Here is a 17,867-nt window from a genome sequence, read left to right as displayed (position 1 = left end):
CCTTGATTAAGGAGATTTCACCGAACTAGACCTGGGGCAGCCGATAGCCCATGCCGCGTACCGTCTCCACCCAGTGCGCGCCGAGCTTCTTGCGCAGGGCGCGGACGTACACGTCGACGATGTTCGAGCCGGGGTCGAAGTCGTACCCCCAGACGTGGGACAGGATTTGCTCGCGGGAGAGCACCTGGCCCGGGTGGCGGAGGAAGAGTTCCAGGAGGACGAATTCGCGGGCCGTCAGGTCCATGGTCCGCCCGTCGTCCGCGCGGGCCCGGCGGGTCCGCAGGTCGAGCGACAGCTCGCCGCTGCGCAGCACCGTCACCTCCGGTGCGCCGGCGGCGGTGCGGAGGCGGAGGCGGACGCGGGCCAGGAGCTCTTCGAAGCGGAAGGGCTTGGTCATGTAGTCGTCGGCGCCGCCCTCCAGGCCCGCCACCGTGTCCCGTACCGAGTCGCGGGCCGTCAGGACGATGACCGGGACCGTGGCGCGGGCCTCGCGGAGGCGGCGCAGCACCGTGAAGCCGTCCTGGCCCGGCAGGCCGATGTCCAGGAGGACCAGGTCGAAGCCGCCGGTCATGGCGTAGTCGTAGGCGGTGTCGCCGTCGGCGGCGACCGTGGTGGTGAAGCCGTTGGCGCGGAGGCCCTTTTCGACGAAGGCGGCGATGCGCTCCTCGTCCTCGGCTACGAGTATCCGGTTCACGGGCGGTCCTCGGGTAGTACGAGCGTGAAGGTGGCGCCGCCGCCCTCGGTGGGGGTGAGGTCCACATGGCCGTGGTGGGCCTCCGCGATGGCCTTGACGATGGCGAGGCCCAGGCCCGCGCCGCCGCCGCGGGCGCCTCTGCGGGCGGTGCCGCGGCGGAAGCGGTCGAAGATGACGGCGGCGTCCTGCGGCTGGACGCCGGGGCCGTGGTCGGCCACGTAGAGCTCGATGGCGTCGGGGCGGAGGCGGGAGCCGATCTCGATGCGCTGGGTGGGTGCCGTGTGCTGGACGGCGTTCTGGGCCAGTTGGACCATGGCCTGGGTGATGCGCTGGGGGTCGATGCGTACCTCGGCGTCGGCCACCTCGGCGAGTTTCCAGTCGCGGTCGCCCAGCGTGCGGACCTTGACGAAGACGTCTGCGGTGAGCTCGGCCAGCTGGACCGGCTCGGGTGTCGTGAAGTCGGGGCGTTCTGCCTTGGCGAGGAGGAGCAGGTCCTCGACTATTCGGCTCATCCGGTCCAGCTCGTCGGTGACCAGGCGGACGGTCTCCTCGCGTTCCGCCGGGTCGTCGCCCATCAGTTCCAGGTGGCCGCGGACGATGGTGATGGGGGTACGGAGCTCGTGGCCGGCGTCGTCGACGAAGTTGCGCTGGGCGGCGAAGGCGGATTCCAGGCGGTCGAGCATGGCGTTGAAGGTGGCGGCGAGGGCGGCGATGTCGTCGCGGTCGTGGCGGCCGCGGAAGGGGATACGGCGGGTCAGGTCCTGCTCGGTGAGCTCGGCCGCGGTCGTACGGACCAGGCGTACCGGCTTCAGGATGCGGCCCGCGATCAGCCAGCCGACGCCCGCCGTGAAGATGAGGGAGATGCCGGAGATGGCGGTGAGCAGCCAGAACACCTCGTTCACCTCCTCGCGCTCGCGCTCTGGATAGAAGGCGACGACGAAGGCGGCGCGCGGTTCGGCCTCGATCGTCACCTTTGACCACCGCAACTCGCCCGCCGAACCCCGGTCCAGGGTGCCGGAGGGCTTGGCGGAGGTGAAGATCTTGTGCTGCGCCTCTCGGTCGTCCTTGAGCGGCTTGGGGACGCTGATCTCGCGGGGCTGGGTGAGGTCGCGCGGGTCGTTGCTGCGGGGGCGCTCGATGAGGCCCAGCAGCTCCTCGTCCGGGTCCGCGTACTGGCGCTCCAGGAAGACCTTCAGGAGCCGCTCCGGATGGTGGAAGCGCTCGCCCGTCTCGGGGTCCCGGCCGCGTTCGAAGAAGTGCTGGAACTCCCCGGTCTCCTGGGACAGCATCTGGCTGATGTGCTGATCGACATCGCGCATCAGCACCCCGCGGGTGGTGGCGGCGACGACGGCGGGGGCGGCGGTCAGGACCAGCAGGAGCCACAGGAGGATCCGGACCCGGGCGGATATGCGGGGCATCGGCTATCGGAGATCCAGGTCAGCCGTCGTCATTGTCGTCGTCACCGTCGTCGTCGTTCGAGGCGGAGGGCGAGGAGCCGGAGGGTGAGGGGGAGTCGTCGTCATCGTCGTCGCTCACCGGGGGCGGCGAGACGACCTCGTCGCTCGGGGTGGGGCCGTTCGAGCGGCGCTCTTCGGACCCGGAGGGCGACGGCGAGTCGCTCTCCATCTCGACCTTCGCCGGCTTGGCGTCGTCGGGGCTGTCGGTCAGGGCGTAGCTGGTCGCGGCGACCCCGAGGGGTATCGCCACGATGGCCGCGAGGGCGGCCATGCGCTGAGAGAAGGCCATGTCCGCAAGGGTGGACACGGTGGCCGTACGTCCGGATGAAGTGAAGATGAAGGAGTCTTCACGAATCCAGGCCGATGGCGAAGGCCGCCTCCAGGTCGTGCTGTGAGTAGGTGCGGAAGGCGATGTGGGTCTCGGTGGACTCGACGCCCGGGATCTTGCTGATGCTGCCGGGGATGACGTCCGCCAGATCGTCGTGCTGGGCCACCCGTACCAGCGCGATCAGATCGTGTGCGCCGGTCACGGAATAGACCTCGCTGACGCTCTCCAGGGCCGCGATCGACTCGGCGATCTCGGGGATCTGGTCCACGCTGGTCTTGATGAGCACGATCGCGGTGATCATGAATTGGCTCTCCCTCTACGCGCCCGGGGTGCGGCGCTCACTCTATCTGCCCGCCGGAGGGCTTGCTCCAGGCCGTAGGGTTGCATAGACAGGCCCTCTACCCTCACGGAGCGGACGTAACGATGCCGGTACCCCTGCCCACTGACCAGACGCGGTGGCGCTGCACGCTCTGCGGCAATCTGACCCGCTTCGACGTCACCCGCTCCTCCAAAGTGGTCGAGTACGTGCACCTCGACCTGGCCGGTGAGCCGAAGGTCGAGGAGCGCGAGGTGCTGAGTGAGAGCATCGAGTCCGTGCGCTGCCGCTGGTGCAATGCGGTCGACCAGATCGAGCTCGTGGACCGTCCGGGCGCCGATGACGGCGCTGAATCCCCAGCGGCGCAGGCGTAAGGGCCGGAGGCGGCCAGGAGGATGTGACGGGCTGTGGAGTCGAGAGACGTGGCCGGGGGGCCCTCGCCGGAGGGTGTCCCGGACGGGCTCGACCGCCCGCTGCCCGAAGGGGTGCGCCGCAAGGTGGTGGCGCTCACCGGTGAGTGTTTCGGTGGACTGACGGTTGCCGAACTTCCGCCGCAATTGCGGCAGTATGCCCGTTTTACACCTACCCGGCGGGCGAAGTTCGCCGGGAATGCGATGGCCGCGGCGCTGGAGAGCGATCCGGTGTTCCGTCAGCGGATCGCGGCGCGGCTGCGCGAGCTGCAGCCGGAGCTGGCCGGGGCCGTCGCCGATGGCAATCCGCCCGCGGCCGCCGATCCCGTCGACGTGGGCGCGCTGGCGTACGTGCTGCGCCCCGAGGGCTGGGTCAAGCTGATCACCGCCGCGGGGGAAGAGGAGCAGCGGTCCAAGGCCAACCTCGTCGGTGAGGAGACCCAGGCCGAGCTGGACCGGCTGCGCGAGGAGCTCGCCGAGGCGCGGGCCGCGGGGCGGCAGGAGACCGAGCGGGTGCGCGGCGAGCTGGAGGCGGCCCGTAAGGACGGAGAATCGCTCCATCGCAAGCTGCGCAGCGCCCTCAGCGACGTCAAGCGCGGCGAGGCCGCGGTGCGCAAGCTGCAGGCGGAACTGCTCGACGCCCGCTCCGAGTCGGGCCAGCAGCTCGCCGCCGCGGAGAGCGAGGCGCGGCGCCTGAAGGCGCGGCTCGCGGAGGCGGAGGCCGCCGTCGAGTCGGGCCGACGGGCCGCCCGCGAGGGCCGCAGTGTGGAGGACATGCGGCTGCGGCTGCTGCTCGACACGGTGCTGGACGCCGCCCAGGGCCTGCGGCGGGAGCTGGCGCTGCCGCCCGCCGAGACCCGGCCCGCGGATACGGTCGGCGCGGTCGAGCCGGGGCGGATGTCCCCGAAGGACGTGGCGGCGCGGGCTTTGTCCGATACGGACCCGGCGCTGCTGGACCAACTGCTGGCGCTGCCGCAGGCGCACCTGGTGGTGGACGGCTACAACGTCACCAAGACCGGCTATCCCACGATGCCGCTGGACAAGCAGCGGCTGCGGCTGCTGGGCGGCATGGCCGTGCTGGCGGCGCAGACCGGCGCGGAGATGACCTGCGTCTTCGACGGGGCGGAGCTGGCGGCGCCGGTGCTCCTGGCGCCGCCGCGGGGTGTGCGCGTGCTCTTCAGCAAGCCGGGGGAGACGGCTGATGAGTTGATCCGTCGCCTGGTACGGGCGGAGCCGCCCGGTCGCCCGGTGGTGGTCGTGTCGTCCGACCGCGAGGTGGCCGACGGCGTCGCGAAGGCCGGGGCCCGGCCGGTGGCATCGACGCTGCTGCTGAAGCGACTTGCTCGCACCTGACATATCGGACAGCCCCAACTCCGGGGCGTCAGCGGCTCATCACTACGCGTGTGAAGTGAGTAAAGAAACGCGCCTGAAGCCAAGATTTTGTGGCGATAGTTTGCTCCGATCACGGAGGGGTTACTAAGGTCTGGGCTCGAACCTTCGTACTGTCGATCACTCAAAAGGAGTGACGGCGAAGGTCCCGCCAGGACCGCGGCACTGACCAAGCCAAGGTACGGCGGCAGAGGAAGAAGGAGCTCGCCTTCGTGGCGTCCCACCGTCGACCGAAGCAGCCGAAGCCGGCCCGCGCACGGGTGTCCGTCATCACCGTGACCGCCGCGGCGGCCGTGACCCTGGCGTCGCAGAGCGCGCACGCCGAGCCCTCGAAGAGCGAAGTCAAGAAGAAGGTCGACAAGCTCTACGAAGAGGCCGAGGCGGCGACCGAGAAGTACAACGGCGCCAAGGAAAAGCAGGAGAAGCTCACCAAGAGCGTCAGCGACCTGCAGGACGAGGTCGCCCGCGGCCAGGAGGACCTCAACGGGCTCCGCGACGGCCTCGGTTCGCTCGCCACCGCCCAGTACCGCGGCGGCGGCATCGACCCCTCCGTGCAGCTCTTCCTCTCCTCGGACCCGGACACGTACCTCGACAAGGCGTCCTCGCTCGACCAGTTGAGCGGCAAGCAGGCCGAGGCGCTGAAGAAGATCGCCTCGAAGCAGCGCACGCTCACCCAGCAGCGCACCGAGGCCTCCCAGAAGCTCAAGGACCTCGAGAAGACCCGCACCGAGCTCGGCAAGAAGAAGAAGGCCGTCCAGAGCAAGCTCTCCGCGGCGCAGAAGGTCCTCAACAGCCTCAACGCCAAGGAGCGCGCCGCCCTCCAGCAGGAGGAGGCCCGCGCCGACCGCTCCAGCCAGCGCGCCGACCTCGGCAACGAGGCCGCCGGCTCCAACCGCGGCGCCGCCGGTCTCGCCGCCGCCAAGACGAAGATCGGCTCACCGTACGTGTACGGCGCCACCGGGCCCGGCTCCTTCGACTGCTCCGGCCTCACCCAGTGGGCGTTCAACCAGGCCGGCGTCTCCCTCCCGCGGATCTCCCAGGACCAGGCGAACGTCGGCACCCGGATATCCTCGGTCGGCGCCCTCAAGCCCGGTGACCTGGTCTTCTTCTACAGCGACCTGCACCACGTCGGCATCTACGCCGGCAACGGCCAGGTTCTCCACGCGCCGAAGCCCGGCGCCTCCGTCCGCTACGAGGCGGTCGGGAACATGCCGTTCATGTGGGGCGCCCGGGTCTGACCCGGCCGTAGCTACCCCCCGACAGGGCCCGTCAACACACCGACACGCCCTCCGTTCGGGGGAATTCCGGGGCGCGCGGCTGTCCCGCTGCGCGCCCGGTGACCTGCGCTGGCGCGGGGTCGTCACCCTCCGTACGCACAGCGGTCCTTGGTCGCCGCGTAATCGCGCGGCTACTGTCTGCCGCGTGTCTTCCCATCGACGACCGACCCAGCCAGGACGGGTGCGCACGGTGCGCGTCACCGTCCTGACCGCCGCCGCGGCCACCGCGGCGGCCGCGCTCTCCGGCCCGCAGGCCGGTGCCGCGCCCAAGGACGACCGCAGCGAGGCTCAGACCCGCGTGCAGGATCTGTACGCGGCCGCGGAGCGGGCCACCGAGCGGTACAACGGCGCCCGCGAGCGCACCGAGAAGCTGCGCGAGAAGGCCGAGCAGCTGCAGGACCGCGCCGCCCGCGGGCAGGAGCGGGTCAACAGCATGCGGACCGCCCTCGGCTCGATGGCCGGGGCGCAGTACCGCGCCGGCGGCATCGACCCGAGCGTCAGCCTGCTCCTGTCCCGCGACCCCGACGCGTACCTCAGCAAGGCCGCCACCATCGAGCGGATCAGCGCGCTGCAGTCCGGGCGGCTGGAGAAGCTCGGGCGCGCCCTCGCGGGCCTGGAGCGGCAGCGCGTCTCCGCCACCGACACGCTCGAAAAGCTCGAGCGCAGCCAGCGGGCGCTCAAGGAGAGCCGCCGGCTGGTCAAGGGCAAACTCGCCGCCGCCCAGCGGCTGCTGGCCGCCATGCCGCGCGCGTCGCGGGACGCGGACCGCGGCTCCGGCGGGCCCGGCGGCGCGGTTTCGGCCGCCTTCAAGAGCCTCGCCCCCGGCTCGGGCCGGGCCGCGATGGCCGTGAGCGCGGTGCGCCGCGCGGTCGGCACGCCGTACGTCTGGGGCCACGCGGGCCCCGGCGGCTTCGACTGCTCGGGGCTCACCCAGTGGGCGTACAAGGAAGCGGGCGTCGCCATCCCGCGCACCTCGCAGGCCCAGCGCACCGCGGGCCGGCAGGTGCCGCTCGGCGCGGCCCGCCCCGGCGATCTGGTGGTCTACCGCGACGACGCCAGCCATGTCGGCATGTACGTCGGCGACGGCCAGGTCGTGCACTCCCCGTACCCCGGCGCGCGGGTCCGCTACGACCCCGTGGGGATGATGCCGATCGCCTCCGTCACGCGCCCCTGAGCGCCGGGGCACGACCTGGCGGGCTCGTTACGATCGAGCGGTGGCAGGGGTGAGGTGGGGCGCGGAGCTGAGCAGGCGCCGCGCAGCGGCAGCGATGGCCGCGGTGCTGGCCGCGGCGACGACTGCCACGCTCGCGGGCTGCGGGGGATCTGGATCGCGTGAGCGGTCCATCGCGGTGCAGCGGATGCTCGACAAGCGCGGCGCGGCGCTCGTGCAGCGCGACGAGGATGCCTTCCTCGCCACCGCCGCGCCGGCCGACCGGCAGGCGCAGCGGCGGGTGTTCGGCAATCTCGCGGATGTGCCGCTGGCCGCCTTCACGTACCGCCTGAAGTCGCGCCTGCCGGACACCACCCCGGCCCGCGCCACCCTGGAGGTCGGCTACCGGCTTCGGGGCCACGACACCGCCGCCGTCACCATCACCGAGCGGGTGCGGCTCAGCGAGCGCGACGGCCGGTGGTACGTGGCCGGCGCCGCGGGCGCGCCCGAGCAGCTGTGGGACCAGGGCCGGGTGCGGGTGGTGCGCGGCGAGCACAGCATCGTCCTCGGCGTGGGCCACGACGCCGCCAGGCTCCGCTCGATCGCGTACACCGCGGACCGCGCCGTGCCCGCCGCGAGCCGCGCCTGGAGCGGCTCGTGGGCGCGGCGGGTGGTGGTGCTGGCGCCCGCGTCGCTGGACGCGATGGCACGGATGCTGGGGGCCCCGCCCGACGAGTACCGCGGCATGGCGGCCGTGACCACCGGCGAGGCGGGCGGCGGCCACCGGGCGCCCGCGGACCGGGTGGTGGTCAACCCCGAGGCGTACGACCTGCTCGGCAAGGTCGGCCGGCGCATTGTGCTGACGCACGAGATCACCCACGTCGCCACCAGGTCGGCCACCTCCTCCGCCACCCCGCTGTGGCTGTCCGAGGGCTTCGCGGACTGGGCCGGCTACCGCGCCGCGGGCCGCTCGCCGCGGCAGGGCGCGCCGGAGCTGGCGCGGGCGGTCGCCGCGGGCCGGGTGCCTTCCGCGCTGCCGCGCGACAAGGACTTCCGCTTCGGCAGCGACCCGGAGGCGCTGGCGCGGGCGTACGAGGAGGCGTGGCTGGCGTGCGTCCTCATCGCGGACCGGTGGGGGCAGGAGAAGCTGGAGGCGGTGTACCGGGGGGTCGGGAAGGGCGGCGGGGTGAGCGCGGTGCTTCAGAAGGAACTGGGCGTCGACTTGGCGGAGTTCACCGCGTCCTGGCGGTCGTTCCTGGTCGCCCAGCTCGGCTGACGGCGTTGGGAGCCTTCGGAAGCCGCCTCTTTCAGGCTTACGGTGCTGCGCCACAGCCGCCGGCAGGCGATGACCGTCGCCACGACCAGCAGCCCATTCCGCGCGGTCATCAGAGCGATGCCGAAGCCCGTGGAGCCGACCACGTCGCCGAAGTACAGCGGGAACTCGACCAGCGTCAGCGCGGTCGCCGCCAGCACCAGTCCGGCGGGCAGCATCTGGTGGGCGGCGTTCAGCGTCAGCGCCACCGCGGCCAGGCCGACCAGCCAGATCATGTACTGCGGGCTGATCACCCGGCTCGTGGTGGTGAAGAGCAGCAGCGCCGCGAAGGCCGCGTCCGTGAGCGTCGTCGGGGTGAACTCGCGGGCCCGCACCCGCCACAGCACCAGCCACAGCATCGCGGCGATGCTCAGGGCGAGGGCGATATTGCTGACCGTCTCCACGCCCGGGCCGAGGAACTCCATCGAGCCGTAGTTGAAGGCCACCCGCCCCTCCCAGCCGTGGTGCCGGGCGATGTGGAAGACCAGCGCGCCGAGCGACTCGACCTCGGTGCCGCGGTCCTTCTGCGCGGTCAGGAAGCCGAACCCGCCGGGCATCGCCAGGGCGAAGGCCGCGGCGACGGCGCCCGCGGTGACGACGGCCGTCGTCCAGGCGCGGCGGGTGTCGCGCCCGCGCGCCGTGCCGAGCAGCAGCAGCGCCGGCCAGACCTTCACCATCGCGCCGACGGCGGCCAGCGCCCCGCCCGCGCGGGGGTGCTTGACCAGCAGAAAGAGGGCGCCGACGGCGAGCGCGGTGACCATCAGGTCGTAACGGGCATACGCGGTCGGCCCGAGCAGCGCCACGCCCGCGATCCACACCCAGGCGCCGGCGAGGCTGCGCCCCGGCCGGGTCCCGGCCCGTAGGAACACCGCGAACGCGATCGCGTCCGCGACGCACGCGAGCACGAAGAAGGCGTGCGCGTACTCCAGGAACGGCAGCAGTGCGGGGGAGAGGATGGCCAGCGCGGCGGCCGGCGGATACTGCCACGAGACGTCGTCGACCGGGAAGGAACCGGTCCGCAGCACGCCGTACCAGCCCTGGTAGATGACGTGGACGTCGCTGGTGACGTCGAGGTCCGAGACGCTGATCACCCTGAAGACGAGCAGCAGCAGTACGGCGCGGGTCGCCGCCCACGCCGCGACAGGGCCCGCGATCCTCCCCGTGGTCATGGCATCGACCCTATGCCAGCCGGTGCGGGAGCGTCTGCAACGGTAACGTCGGCCCCGATGGACAAGACCCTGATCGTTACGAACGATTTCCCGCCCAGGCCGGGCGGCATCCAGGCCTTCCTGCACAGCATGGCGCTGCGCCTCGACCCGGAGCAGGTCGTGGTCTACGCGTCCACCTGGAAGCGGGACGCGGAGGGCCGGGAGGCGACGCGCGCGTTTGACGCGGAGCAGCCGTACCGGGTGGTCCGCGACCGTACGACGATGCTGCTGCCGACCCCGCGGGTGACCCGGCGGGCGGCCGGGCTGCTGCGCGAGCACGGCTGCACGTCGGTGTGGTTCGGGGCGGCGGCGCCGCTGGGGCTGATGGCCCCGGCGCTGCGGAAGGCCGGCGCCCGGCGGCTGGTGGCCACCACGCACGGCCACGAGGCGGGCTGGGCGCAGCTCCCCGCGGCGCGGCAGCTGCTGCGGCGGATCGGGGAGTCGACGGACACGATCACGTATCTCGGCGAGTACACGCGCTCGCGGATCGCGCGGGCGCTGACGCCGGAGGCGGCCGGGCGGATGGTGCAACTGCCGCCGGGCGTGGACGAGAAGGTCTTCCACCCGGGCTCGGGCGGCGATGAGGTACGGGCCAGGATCGGGCTCACGGACCGCCCGGTGGTCGTATGCGTATCGCGGCTGGTCCCGCGCAAGGGCCAGGACACGCTGATCAAGGCGATGCCGCGGATCCTGACGGCGGTGCCGGACGCGGTGCTGCTGATCGTCGGCGGCGGCCCGTACGAGGACGAGCTGCGGAAGCTCGCGGGGGAGACGGGTGTGGCCGACGCGGTCCGCTTCACCGGCTCCGTGCCCTGGGCGGAGCTCCCGGCCCACTACGGCGCGGGCGACGTCTTCGCGATGCCGTGCCGGACGCGGCGCGGGGGACTGGACGTCGAGGGCCTCGGGATCGTGTACCTGGAGGCGTCCGCCACCGGACTGCCGGTGGTCGGCGGCGACTCCGGCGGCGCCCCCGACGCGGTCCTGGAGGGCGAGACGGGCTGGGTGGTCCGCGGCGGCTCGGCGGCGGAGACCGCGGACCGGGTCACGGCGCTGCTCCAGGACCCGGACCTGCGGCGGCGGATGGGCAAGCGCGGCCGCGAGTGGGTGGAGGAGAAGTGGCGCTGGGATCTGCTTGCGGAGCGGCTCAAATCGCTGCTCTGAGCCGCTCCGCGCAGTGCTCTCAGCTCAGCCGAAGAAGACGCCGGCTTCCTTGTACTCCTCCGGGCTCACCGTCTTCAGCTTCTCGGTGGCCTCGGTCAGCGGCACCCGGACGATGTCCGTCCCGCGCAGGGCGACCATCTTGCCCCAGTCGCCGTCCTTGACCGCCTCGATGGCGTGCAGGCCGAAGCGGGTGGCGAGCCAGCGGTCGAAGGCGCTCGGGGTGCCGCCGCGCTGGATGTGGCCGAGGACGGTGGTACGGGCCTCCTTGCCCGTACGCGCCTCGATCTGCTTTGCCAGCCACTCGCCGACGCCGGAGAGCTTGACGTGCCCGAAGGAGTCCTTGGACTCGTCCTTGAGGATCATCTCGCCGTCCTTGGGCATGGCGCCCTCGGCGACGACGACGATCGGGGCGTACCGGACCTTGAAGCGGGACTCCACCCACTTGCAGACCTCGTCGAGGTCGAAGCGCTGCTCCGGGATGAGGATGACGTTCGCGCCGCCGGCCAGGCCGGAGTGCAGGGCGATCCAGCCCGCGTGCCGGCCCATCACCTCGACGACGAGGACGCGCATGTGCGACTCGGCGGTGGTGTGCAGCCGGTCGATCGCCTCGGTGGCGATGTTGACGGCGGTGTCGAAGCCGAAGGTGTAGTCGGTGGCCGAAAGGTCGTTGTCGATCGTCTTCGGCACGCCGACGCAGGCGATCCCGTACTCGTCGGCGAGCCGGGCCGCGACGCCGAGCGTGTCCTCGCCGCCGATGGCGATGAGCGCGTCGACCTCTTCCTTGGCGAGGTTCTCCTTGATCCGGCGGATGCCGCCGTCGACCTTCAGCGGATTCGTACGCGACGAGCCGAGGATGGTGCCGCCGCGCGGCAGCGTGCCGCGCACGGCCGGGATGTCGAGCGGCACGGTGTCGCCCTCCAGCGGACCGCGCCAGCCGTCCCGGAAGCCGACGAAGTCGTAGCTGTACTCCTGCACGCCCTTGCGGACGGCGGCGCGGATGACCGCGTTGAGCCCGGGGCAGTCACCGCCACCGGTCAGTACTCCTACCCGCATCACGGAATCCCTTCTGACGGTCAGGCAGACAGGGCCACGCTAACGGTGATCCACGTCACAAGGGATGGTGCGAACACGCTAATCCGGGGATTGCGGCGGGAGTTGGTGATCCGGCTTCACCCCAAAGAGGGACCGATCACTCTTCGTCGAGGCCGCGCTCTATGGCGTAACGGACCAACTCGACGCGGTTGTGCAGCTGGAGCTTGCCGAGGGTGTTCTGGACGTGGTTCTGCACGGTGCGGTGCGAGATGACGAGGCGCTCGGCGATCTGCTTGTACGAGAGGCCCTTGGCCACGAGGCGGAGGACCTCGGTCTCGCGCTCGGTGAGCTGCGGGACGGCGGGGTCGTCGGCGGTGGCGGGCGGCGGGTCGGTGGCGAGCCTGCGGTACTCGCCGAGGACCAGGCCGGCCAGGCCCGGGGTGAAGACGGGGTCGCCGGCGGCGGTGCGGGCGACGGCGTCGACGAGCTCGTCGGTGGAGGCGGACTTCACCAGATAGCCGGTGGCGCCGGACTTCACCGCCTCCAGGACATCGGCGTGCTCGCCGCTGGCGGAGAGGACGAGGACGCGGAGGGCGGGGAGGTCGGCGACGACGGCCTTGCAGACCTCGACGCCGGGGAGACCGGGCAGGTTGAGGTCCAGGACGAGCACGTCGGGGGCGGCGGCCTTGGCCCGGCGCACCGCCTGCGGCCCGTCGCCCGCGGTGGCGACGACCTCGTATCCGGCGGCCTCCAGGTCGCGGGCGACGGCGTCGCGCCACATGGGGTGGTCGTCGACCACCATGACCTTGACGCGGGCGTCGTGTTCGGTTGCCACCGAGAGTCCCCCTTCAGCTGTGCGCTCTGCCGCTCCGCGGCGATTATGCCTGGGCGCGTGCCGCTGGCGGAATGCTGCCCCGGGTCGCACTGGTGTGCGCGGCGGCTTGCGGCCCGCGCCCGGCGTTGCGCAGGAGCGTCAGCGTGGCACCCGGAGTTCTACTTCCGTGCCCTGCCCCGGCGGGGACACCAGCTCCGCCGTGCCGCCCAGGTCCGCCAGGCGGCCGCGAATCGACTGCGCGACGCCCAGCCGGCCCTCCGCCTCCGCCGCCGCCAGCCGCCCCTCCGGGATCCCGGGGCCGTCGTCCCGTACGGTCACCAGGACCGCGTCCGGGGCGTCCTCCACCAGGATCCAGGCGCGGGCGTCGGCGCCCGCGTGCCGGTCCACGTTGTCCAGCGCCGCGCCCACCGCCGCCGCCAGCTCCAGCGCGGCGTGCCGCGGCAGCAGCACAGGGGCGCCCGGGTCCGAGACGGTGACCCGCGCGGATGCGTACGGGGAGACCAGCGTCCGCAGGTCAGCGTCGGCGGTCTCCGTATCGGCGGCGATGGTCTCCGTACCGACGGACAGGGCCCCCGCATCCGCCCCGCCTGCGTCCCCCCGCGCCCCCGCGCGGACCGCGCGACTCATCCGCCGCGACCGCGCCCGCCGCGCCGCCGGCACGACGTCGGGCTCCGGCCCGCTCGTGACCAGCGCCCGCAGCGCGATCTCCTGCTCGCCCGCCAGCTGCCCCAGCTCAGCGGCCTCGCCGCCGAGTGCGGTGCCGCGGCGCTGCACCATGCTGAGCACCTGGAGCACGCTGTCGTGGATGTCGCGCGCCAGCCGCTCCCGCTCCCGCGTCGCCGCCTCGATCTGCAGCGCCCTGGCGAGGGTGCGCTCACTCGCGCGGGCGACCTCCACGATGTAGCCGATGGCGGAGGCGGCGACGAGCAGCAGGACGATGTTGTGGATGTTCTCCTGGGCGAGGCCCTTGCGCTGCACGATCGTGGCGATGGAGATCCCGGCCGCCGCCGACGCCCCCCACCGCCAGCCGCCCTTGATCGCGAAGCCGAGCACCGCGCCCGCAGTCCAGATCGACGGCAGCGTGGACGCCCCGTCGCCTATCCGCTGGTCCGTCTCCACCGCGATCGTCAGCACGATCCCCGCCAGCGCCATCCCGACGTCCATGGCGAGGAAGCGATACGTGCAGGCCTGGGCGGAGGACACCTTGCGGAAGGTGGCGAGGGTCCAGACGGCCAGCGCCGCCATGTACACCCAGCCGAGCTCGGGCCGCTCCACATTGTCGTAGCGCGTCGAATAGCCCACCACGGCGTACGCGAGCGTCAGCACCCGGAACCACGTGAGCGCCTGCCACAGCGGCTGCTCCACCGACATCCGCATACTCAAGCCCCCCTAGCGACCGCTCACGCGACGTCTTTGCGCTCCTCGGCGGCCTTGGCCGCCTCCGCGGCCTCCGCCTTGCGCTTCTTCTCCGCCTCCGCGATCTGCCGCTTGGCGGCGGTGGCGTAGATGTCCACGTACTCCTGGCCGGACAGCTTCATGATCTCGTACATGACCTCGTCGGTCACCGAGCGCAGCACGAAGCGGTCGCCCTCCATGCCCTCATAGCGGCTGAAGTCCAGCGGCTTCCCGATGCGGATGCCGGGGCTCATCAGCTTGGGCCGCACCTGGCCCGGGGGCTGGATCTTCTCCGTATCGATCATGGCCACCGGGATCACGGGCGCCCCGGTCGCCAGCGCGATACGGGCCAGGCCGCCCGGCTTGCCCCGGTACAGCCGCCCGTCGGGCGAGCGCGTCCCCTCCGGGTAGATGCCGAAGAGCTCGCCGCGCTCCAGCACCTCGATGCCGCTCTTGATCGCGGCCTCACCGGCCCCCCGCCCGCCGGAGCGGTCCACGGGGAGCTGCCCCACGCCCTTGAAGAAGGCGGCCGTCAGCTTGCCCTTCACGCCCGGCGAGGTGAAGTACTCCGCCTTGGCGACAAAGGTGATCTTCCGGTGCAGCACCGCGGGCAGGAAGAAGGAGTCGGAGAAGGAGAGATGGTTGCTCGCCAGGATGGCGGGACCGTCCGCCGGGACGTTCTCCAGTCCCTCCACCCAGGGGCGGAAAGCGAGCTTGAGCCCGTTTCCGAGGGTGAGCTTCATCGTGCTGTAGAACAACCGCCGACCTCCTGTGCTGAACGACTAGACCTTAACCCGGGCGGCCGGAAGCGGGCTCCGCAGCGGTACTGTGAAGTACCACCCGAAAGCGAGTGAGACGAGCGAACGGAGACTCCTGGTGCCGGTGCTTCCCGGAGCCGAGCCGTTCCGCCACACAGGCGACCCGGTCGGCGTTCTGATGTGTCATGGCTTCACCGGCAGCCCCGCCTCGCTGCGCCCCTGGGCGCGGCATCTGGCCGATCAGGGGCTGACCGTCTCGCTGCCGCTGCTGCCCGGGCACGGCACCCGCTGGCAGGACATGCAGCTCACCAGCTGGCAGGACTGGTACGCCACCGTCGACCACGAGCTGCGCGCCCTGCGCGACCGCTGCGAGCAGGTCTTCGTCGCCGGCCTGTCCATGGGCGGCGCGCTGGCGCTGCGGCTGGCCGCCAAGCACGGGGACGCGGTCAGCGGCGTCATGGTCGTCAACCCCGCCAACAAGGTGCACGGCCTCGCCGCCAAGGCCCTCCCGGTCGCCCGCTACCTCGTCCGTACGACCCCGGGGATCGTGAACGACACGGTCAAGGAGGGCACCGACGAGGTCGGCTATGACCGGGTGCCGCTGCACGCCGCGCACTCGCTGCGCCGCTTCTGCCAGGTCGTCGACCGCGAGCTGCCGCAGGTCACGCAGCCACTGCTGCTGCTCCACAGCCGTACGGACCATGTGGTGCCGCCGGTGGACTCGGCCCGGGTGCTCAGCAGAGTGTCGTCGGTGGACGTCACCGAGGTGCTGCTGGAGCGCAGCTATCACGTGGCCACACTCGACCATGACGCCGAGCGCATCTTCGACGACTCGTACGCATTTATCAGCAGGCTGGCGCCGGACCGGAAAGGGACAGCGGCGACGTGACGGAGCGAAACCCGGACCGGGAGGAGAGCCGCGACCCGCTCGATGAGGAGGCGATCTGGGCGGAGATCGTGGCGTCGTACGACCAGGACACGGCGGACGCGCCGGACATCGAGTCGAGGAAGATCGAGAACCTCGACCTGGACAAGGGCATCGACCCGGACAAGGCCACCGGCCTGGACAAGGACGCCGCGGACGACGACCCGCTCGACAAGGGCCTCGGCAAGAGCGTGCTGCGCCCCGCGGACGGGAGCAACAGCTTCACGGTCTACGCGGCCGGCACCGGACCGCGCGACTGGGAGGCCCCCGAGGCGTCCGACGACGACCTCGGCGAGCACGACGAGGGCCACTTCGTACCCCCTGACCCGCCGCTGCCGAAGGCCGACACCACGGCGAAGTTCGCCTGGCTCGCGGTGCTCGGCGGCCCGCTGCTGCTGGTGCTGATGACGATCCTGCAGCAGGAATTCACCTGGTGGGCAGGCCTGCTCGGCATCGGCGGCTTCCTGGGCGGCTTCGCGACGCTGGTGATGCGGATGCGGCCCGGCGGGGACGAGGACGATGACCTGCCGGGCGGCGGGGCGGTCGTCTAGACGGGGGCCGAAGTCCGAGGGAACTCATTTCGCGCGACGGGCGAAGAGGAGATGAAAGCCCAAGCGTTCGAAGCGTTCTCTTGGACGAGAGGAGCCCCGAATTGACCGTCGAACCAGGCGTCCGCCCGGAGGCGGACCACGACGCCTCGGTGATCGCGCGGTCCCGGGATGAGCCCGAGGCGTTCGCCGCGCTCTTCGACCGGCACGCGGCCGCGGTGCACCGCTACCTCGCCCGCCGGCTCGGCGGCGAGGCGGCGGACGACCTCATGGCGGAGACCTTCACCACCGCCTTCCAGCAGCGGCACCGATTCGACCCGCACAGGGGGCAGGTCGACGCGCGGCCGTGGCTGTTCGGCATCGCCACCAACCTGGCGGCCCGGCACCGGCGGGCCGAGGCCCGCCGGTTCAAGGCCCTGGCCAAGGTGCCCGCACCCGCCGACCACGACGAGCCGCTGGCCGACCGGGCCACGGCGCGGGTGAGCGCACATGCCGTACGGCGGGAGCTGGCGGCGGCGCTGGCCGCGCTGCCGGCCCGGCACCGGGACGTGCTGCTGCTGGTCGCCTGGGGCGACCTCGGCTACGAAGAGGCGGCCCAGGCCCTGGGGATACCGGTCGGCACGGTGAGGTCCCGGCTGCACCGGGCTCGCAGCAAACTGCGCGAAGCGTTGGGCGGATCCGATCCGACGACCCTGCGAGAGGTATCCGGCCATGAATGACGAACTCGAACTCCTGCGGGACTGGGACGCGGACGCGCCCCCGCTCACCGAACCGGCCCGCGCCCGGGCCCGGCACCAGCTGCTCAACGCGGCCCACACGGAGGGCCGCCACCCGGCCGCCGCCCCGAGCCGCCGCCGCGCCCTGCGCTACGCGACCGCCGCGGTGGCCGCTCTGGCGGTCACGGGCACGGCGGTGGTGTTCGCCACGGACGAGGGCGACGGCGGCACCGGCCGTACGGGCACGACCACCCCGCGGATGACCCAGGCGGCCATGGTGCTGAACGGGGCCGCCGACTGGGAGCGCAAGCACGGGAAGAAGACCGTGGTGCCGCGCGACGACCAGTACATCTACACCATGACGGTCATCAAGCAGACCGAGGTGAAGACCGGGAAGACCAAGACCTACCACAACGAGATCTGGGCCTCGGTGGACGGCTCCAAGCGCACCTGGACCGAGGACCTCGGGAACGCGTACTGGGACGACGCCGGCGACAAGTGGCCGCCGACCGACTGGGAGGGGCTGAAGAAGCTCCCGACCGATCCCGAGAAGCTCGCCGCGGCCATCGTCTCGCTCGGCAAGTCCGACAAGCCGATTCGCGATTTTGACATGTTCGAAAGGTTCCAGGCGTACTTCCTCCTCGGCGAGCTCCTGAAGTCGCCGATGCTGCCCGAGGGCCTGCGCCCCGCGGCGTACGAGGCGATTGCGCTGGTGCCGGGCCTCAAGACGATCCCCGGGGTGAAGGACGCGCGCGGGCGCACGGGCGTGGGGGTCGAGTACACGGGACCGCACGGACAGAAGGGGAAGTACCTCATCTTCGATCCGCGGACGCACGAATACCTGGGCTTCAGGCAGCCGGGCGAGACGCGCTCCGGCAAGCGCATCGTCCTGCTGTCGTACGAGGACAAGTGGGGGTTCGTCGACCGCGTGAAGCAGCGGCCGTAAGGCGGCTGTC

At 71.9% G+C, this 17,867-nt stretch carries 19 protein-coding genes; 10 read left to right on the top strand and 9 right to left on the bottom strand.

Annotation, left to right across the window (positions count from 1 at the left end; genetic code table 11):
• Positions 1–25: 25 nt before the first annotated feature.
• From ACNNMR_RS10310 to ACNNMR_RS10295, 4 genes are read right to left on the bottom strand one after another with little or no spacing between them, the layout of a single operon-like run.
• On the bottom strand, positions 26–694 hold the full coding sequence (locus ACNNMR_RS10310) for a response regulator transcription factor (RefSeq protein WP_419994244.1): 669 nt from the start codon (positions 692–694) through the stop codon (positions 26–28).
• A complete protein-coding gene (locus tag ACNNMR_RS10305) occupies positions 691–2,112 on the bottom strand; it encodes a sensor histidine kinase (RefSeq protein WP_419994243.1) in 1,422 nt (473 codons plus the stop codon). Before ACNNMR_RS10305 ends, ACNNMR_RS10310 begins: the two co-directional genes overlap by 4 nt.
• Positions 2,113–2,131: 19 nt before the next feature.
• Positions 2,132–2,440, bottom strand: a complete 309-nt coding sequence (locus ACNNMR_RS10300) for a small secreted hydrophilic protein (protein ID WP_419994242.1) — start codon at positions 2,438–2,440, stop codon at positions 2,132–2,134.
• Positions 2,441–2,498: 58 nt separating this feature from the next.
• Complete coding sequence (locus ACNNMR_RS10295; RefSeq protein WP_419994241.1) at positions 2,499–2,780, bottom strand: Lrp/AsnC family transcriptional regulator; 282 nt, start codon at positions 2,778–2,780, stop codon at positions 2,499–2,501.
• Positions 2,781–2,902: 122 nt separating this feature from the next.
• Between ACNNMR_RS10295 and ACNNMR_RS10290 the strand changes: the two genes are divergently transcribed.
• The 5 genes from ACNNMR_RS10290 to ACNNMR_RS10270 all read left to right on the top strand — a co-directional run bounded on the left by ACNNMR_RS10290 (position 2,903) and on the right by ACNNMR_RS10270 (position 8,297).
• Complete coding sequence (locus ACNNMR_RS10290) at positions 2,903–3,169, top strand: hypothetical protein (protein WP_419994240.1); 267 nt, start codon at positions 2,903–2,905, stop codon at positions 3,167–3,169.
• 48 nt (positions 3,170–3,217) lie between these two features.
• The gene (locus ACNNMR_RS10285; RefSeq protein ID WP_419994239.1) at positions 3,218–4,558 is read left to right on the top strand and encodes an NYN domain-containing protein; all 1,341 of its coding nucleotides are present in this window, start codon (positions 3,218–3,220) and stop codon (positions 4,556–4,558) included.
• A 248-nt stretch (positions 4,559–4,806) separates the two neighbouring features.
• On the top strand, positions 4,807–5,832 hold the full coding sequence (locus ACNNMR_RS10280; RefSeq protein ID WP_419994238.1) for an NlpC/P60 family protein: 1,026 nt from the start codon (positions 4,807–4,809) through the stop codon (positions 5,830–5,832).
• 184 nt (positions 5,833–6,016) lie between these two features.
• Positions 6,017–7,045: an NlpC/P60 family protein gene (locus ACNNMR_RS10275; RefSeq protein WP_419994237.1), complete on the top strand. Its 1,029-nt coding sequence runs from the start codon at positions 6,017–6,019 to the stop codon at positions 7,043–7,045.
• Between the two features lie 40 nt (positions 7,046–7,085).
• Positions 7,086–8,297, top strand: coding sequence for a hypothetical protein (locus ACNNMR_RS10270; RefSeq protein ID WP_419994236.1), 1,212 nt, complete (start codon positions 7,086–7,088; stop codon positions 8,295–8,297).
• Here the strand turns inward: ACNNMR_RS10270 and ACNNMR_RS10265 are convergent.
• The gene (locus ACNNMR_RS10265) at positions 8,222–9,502 is read right to left on the bottom strand and encodes a glycosyltransferase 87 family protein (protein WP_419994235.1); all 1,281 of its coding nucleotides are present in this window, start codon (positions 9,500–9,502) and stop codon (positions 8,222–8,224) included. The two genes, ACNNMR_RS10270 and ACNNMR_RS10265, sit on opposite strands and share 76 nt — an antisense overlap.
• A 57-nt stretch (positions 9,503–9,559) precedes the next feature.
• Here ACNNMR_RS10265 and ACNNMR_RS10260 point away from each other — a divergent pair, with 57 nt between their 5' ends.
• Positions 9,560–10,702, top strand: a complete 1,143-nt coding sequence (locus ACNNMR_RS10260) for a glycosyltransferase family 4 protein (RefSeq protein WP_419994234.1) — start codon at positions 9,560–9,562, stop codon at positions 10,700–10,702.
• Between the two features lie 24 nt (positions 10,703–10,726).
• Here the strand turns inward: ACNNMR_RS10260 and ACNNMR_RS10255 are convergent, their stop codons facing one another.
• The 4 genes from ACNNMR_RS10255 to ACNNMR_RS10240 form a co-directional block, all read right to left on the bottom strand.
• Positions 10,727–11,755, bottom strand: coding sequence for a 6-phosphofructokinase (locus tag ACNNMR_RS10255; RefSeq protein WP_419994233.1), 1,029 nt, complete (start codon positions 11,753–11,755; stop codon positions 10,727–10,729).
• 136 nt (positions 11,756–11,891) lie between these two features.
• Positions 11,892–12,536 (bottom strand): response regulator, encoded by a 645-nt coding sequence (locus ACNNMR_RS10250; protein WP_420000321.1) that lies wholly within the window; start codon positions 12,534–12,536, stop codon positions 11,892–11,894.
• Positions 12,537–12,707: 171 nt separating this feature from the next.
• Positions 12,708–13,946, bottom strand: a complete 1,239-nt coding sequence (gene macS, locus ACNNMR_RS10245; protein WP_419994232.1) for a MacS family sensor histidine kinase — start codon at positions 13,944–13,946, stop codon at positions 12,708–12,710.
• A gap of 23 nt (positions 13,947–13,969) precedes the next feature.
• Positions 13,970–14,707: a lysophospholipid acyltransferase family protein gene (locus ACNNMR_RS10240; RefSeq protein ID WP_420000320.1), complete on the bottom strand. Its 738-nt coding sequence runs from the start codon at positions 14,705–14,707 to the stop codon at positions 13,970–13,972.
• A 133-nt stretch (positions 14,708–14,840) separates the two neighbouring features.
• Between ACNNMR_RS10240 and ACNNMR_RS10235 the strand changes: the two genes are divergently transcribed.
• The 4 genes from ACNNMR_RS10235 to ACNNMR_RS10220 all read left to right on the top strand — a co-directional run bounded on the left by ACNNMR_RS10235 (position 14,841) and on the right by ACNNMR_RS10220 (position 17,857).
• Positions 14,841–15,611 carry an alpha/beta hydrolase gene (locus tag ACNNMR_RS10235; RefSeq protein ID WP_419994231.1) on the top strand — a complete coding sequence of 257 codons (771 nt, stop codon included), beginning with the start codon at positions 14,841–14,843 and terminating at the stop codon, positions 15,609–15,611.
• Positions 15,608–16,198, top strand: coding sequence for a hypothetical protein (locus ACNNMR_RS10230; protein ID WP_419994230.1), 591 nt, complete (start codon positions 15,608–15,610; stop codon positions 16,196–16,198). Before ACNNMR_RS10235 ends, ACNNMR_RS10230 begins: the two co-directional genes overlap by 4 nt.
• A gap of 101 nt (positions 16,199–16,299) precedes the next feature.
• The gene (locus ACNNMR_RS10225) at positions 16,300–16,914 is read left to right on the top strand and encodes an RNA polymerase sigma factor (protein WP_419994229.1); all 615 of its coding nucleotides are present in this window, start codon (positions 16,300–16,302) and stop codon (positions 16,912–16,914) included.
• Positions 16,907–17,857 (top strand): CU044_5270 family protein, encoded by a 951-nt coding sequence (locus tag ACNNMR_RS10220; protein ID WP_419994228.1) that lies wholly within the window; start codon positions 16,907–16,909, stop codon positions 17,855–17,857. Before ACNNMR_RS10225 ends, ACNNMR_RS10220 begins: the two co-directional genes overlap by 8 nt.
• Positions 17,858–17,867: the final 10 nt, after the last annotated feature.

The sequence above is a fragment of the Streptomyces boninensis genome (assembly GCF_048572725.1).
Taxonomy (GTDB): Bacteria; Actinomycetota; Actinomycetes; order Streptomycetales; family Streptomycetaceae; genus Streptomyces; species Streptomyces boninensis.
The sequence above is the reverse complement of the archived record's forward strand: the minus strand, read 5'-3'. Positions and strand labels throughout refer to the sequence as shown.

Bases quoted from the DNA above. Each gene is read 5' to 3' on its own strand.
- ACNNMR_RS10305 (WP_419994243.1), bottom strand. From the start codon at position 2,112: ATGCCCCGCATATCCGCCCGGGTCCGGATCCTCCTGTGGCTCCTGCTG.
- ACNNMR_RS10300 (WP_419994242.1), bottom strand. From the start codon at position 2,440: ATGGCCTTCTCTCAGCGCATGGCCGCCCTCGCGGCCATCGTGGCGATA.
- ACNNMR_RS10295 (WP_419994241.1), bottom strand. From the start codon at position 2,780: ATGATCACCGCGATCGTGCTCATCAAGACCAGCGTGGACCAGATCCCC.
- ACNNMR_RS10290 (WP_419994240.1), top strand. From the start codon at position 2,903: ATGCCGGTACCCCTGCCCACTGACCAGACGCGGTGGCGCTGCACGCTC.
- ACNNMR_RS10265 (WP_419994235.1), bottom strand. From the start codon at position 9,502: ATGACCACGGGGAGGATCGCGGGCCCTGTCGCGGCGTGGGCGGCGACC.
- ACNNMR_RS10260 (WP_419994234.1), top strand. From the start codon at position 9,560: ATGGACAAGACCCTGATCGTTACGAACGATTTCCCGCCCAGGCCGGGC.
- ACNNMR_RS10255 (WP_419994233.1), bottom strand. From the start codon at position 11,755: ATGCGGGTAGGAGTACTGACCGGTGGCGGTGACTGCCCCGGGCTCAAC.
- ACNNMR_RS10250 (WP_420000321.1), bottom strand. From the start codon at position 12,536: ATGGTGGTCGACGACCACCCCATGTGGCGCGACGCCGTCGCCCGCGAC.
- macS (WP_419994232.1), bottom strand. From the start codon at position 13,946: ATGCGGATGTCGGTGGAGCAGCCGCTGTGGCAGGCGCTCACGTGGTTC.
- ACNNMR_RS10240 (WP_420000320.1), bottom strand. From the start codon at position 14,707: ATGAAGCTCACCCTCGGAAACGGGCTCAAGCTCGCTTTCCGCCCCTGG.
- ACNNMR_RS10220 (WP_419994228.1), top strand. From the start codon at position 16,907: ATGAATGACGAACTCGAACTCCTGCGGGACTGGGACGCGGACGCGCCC.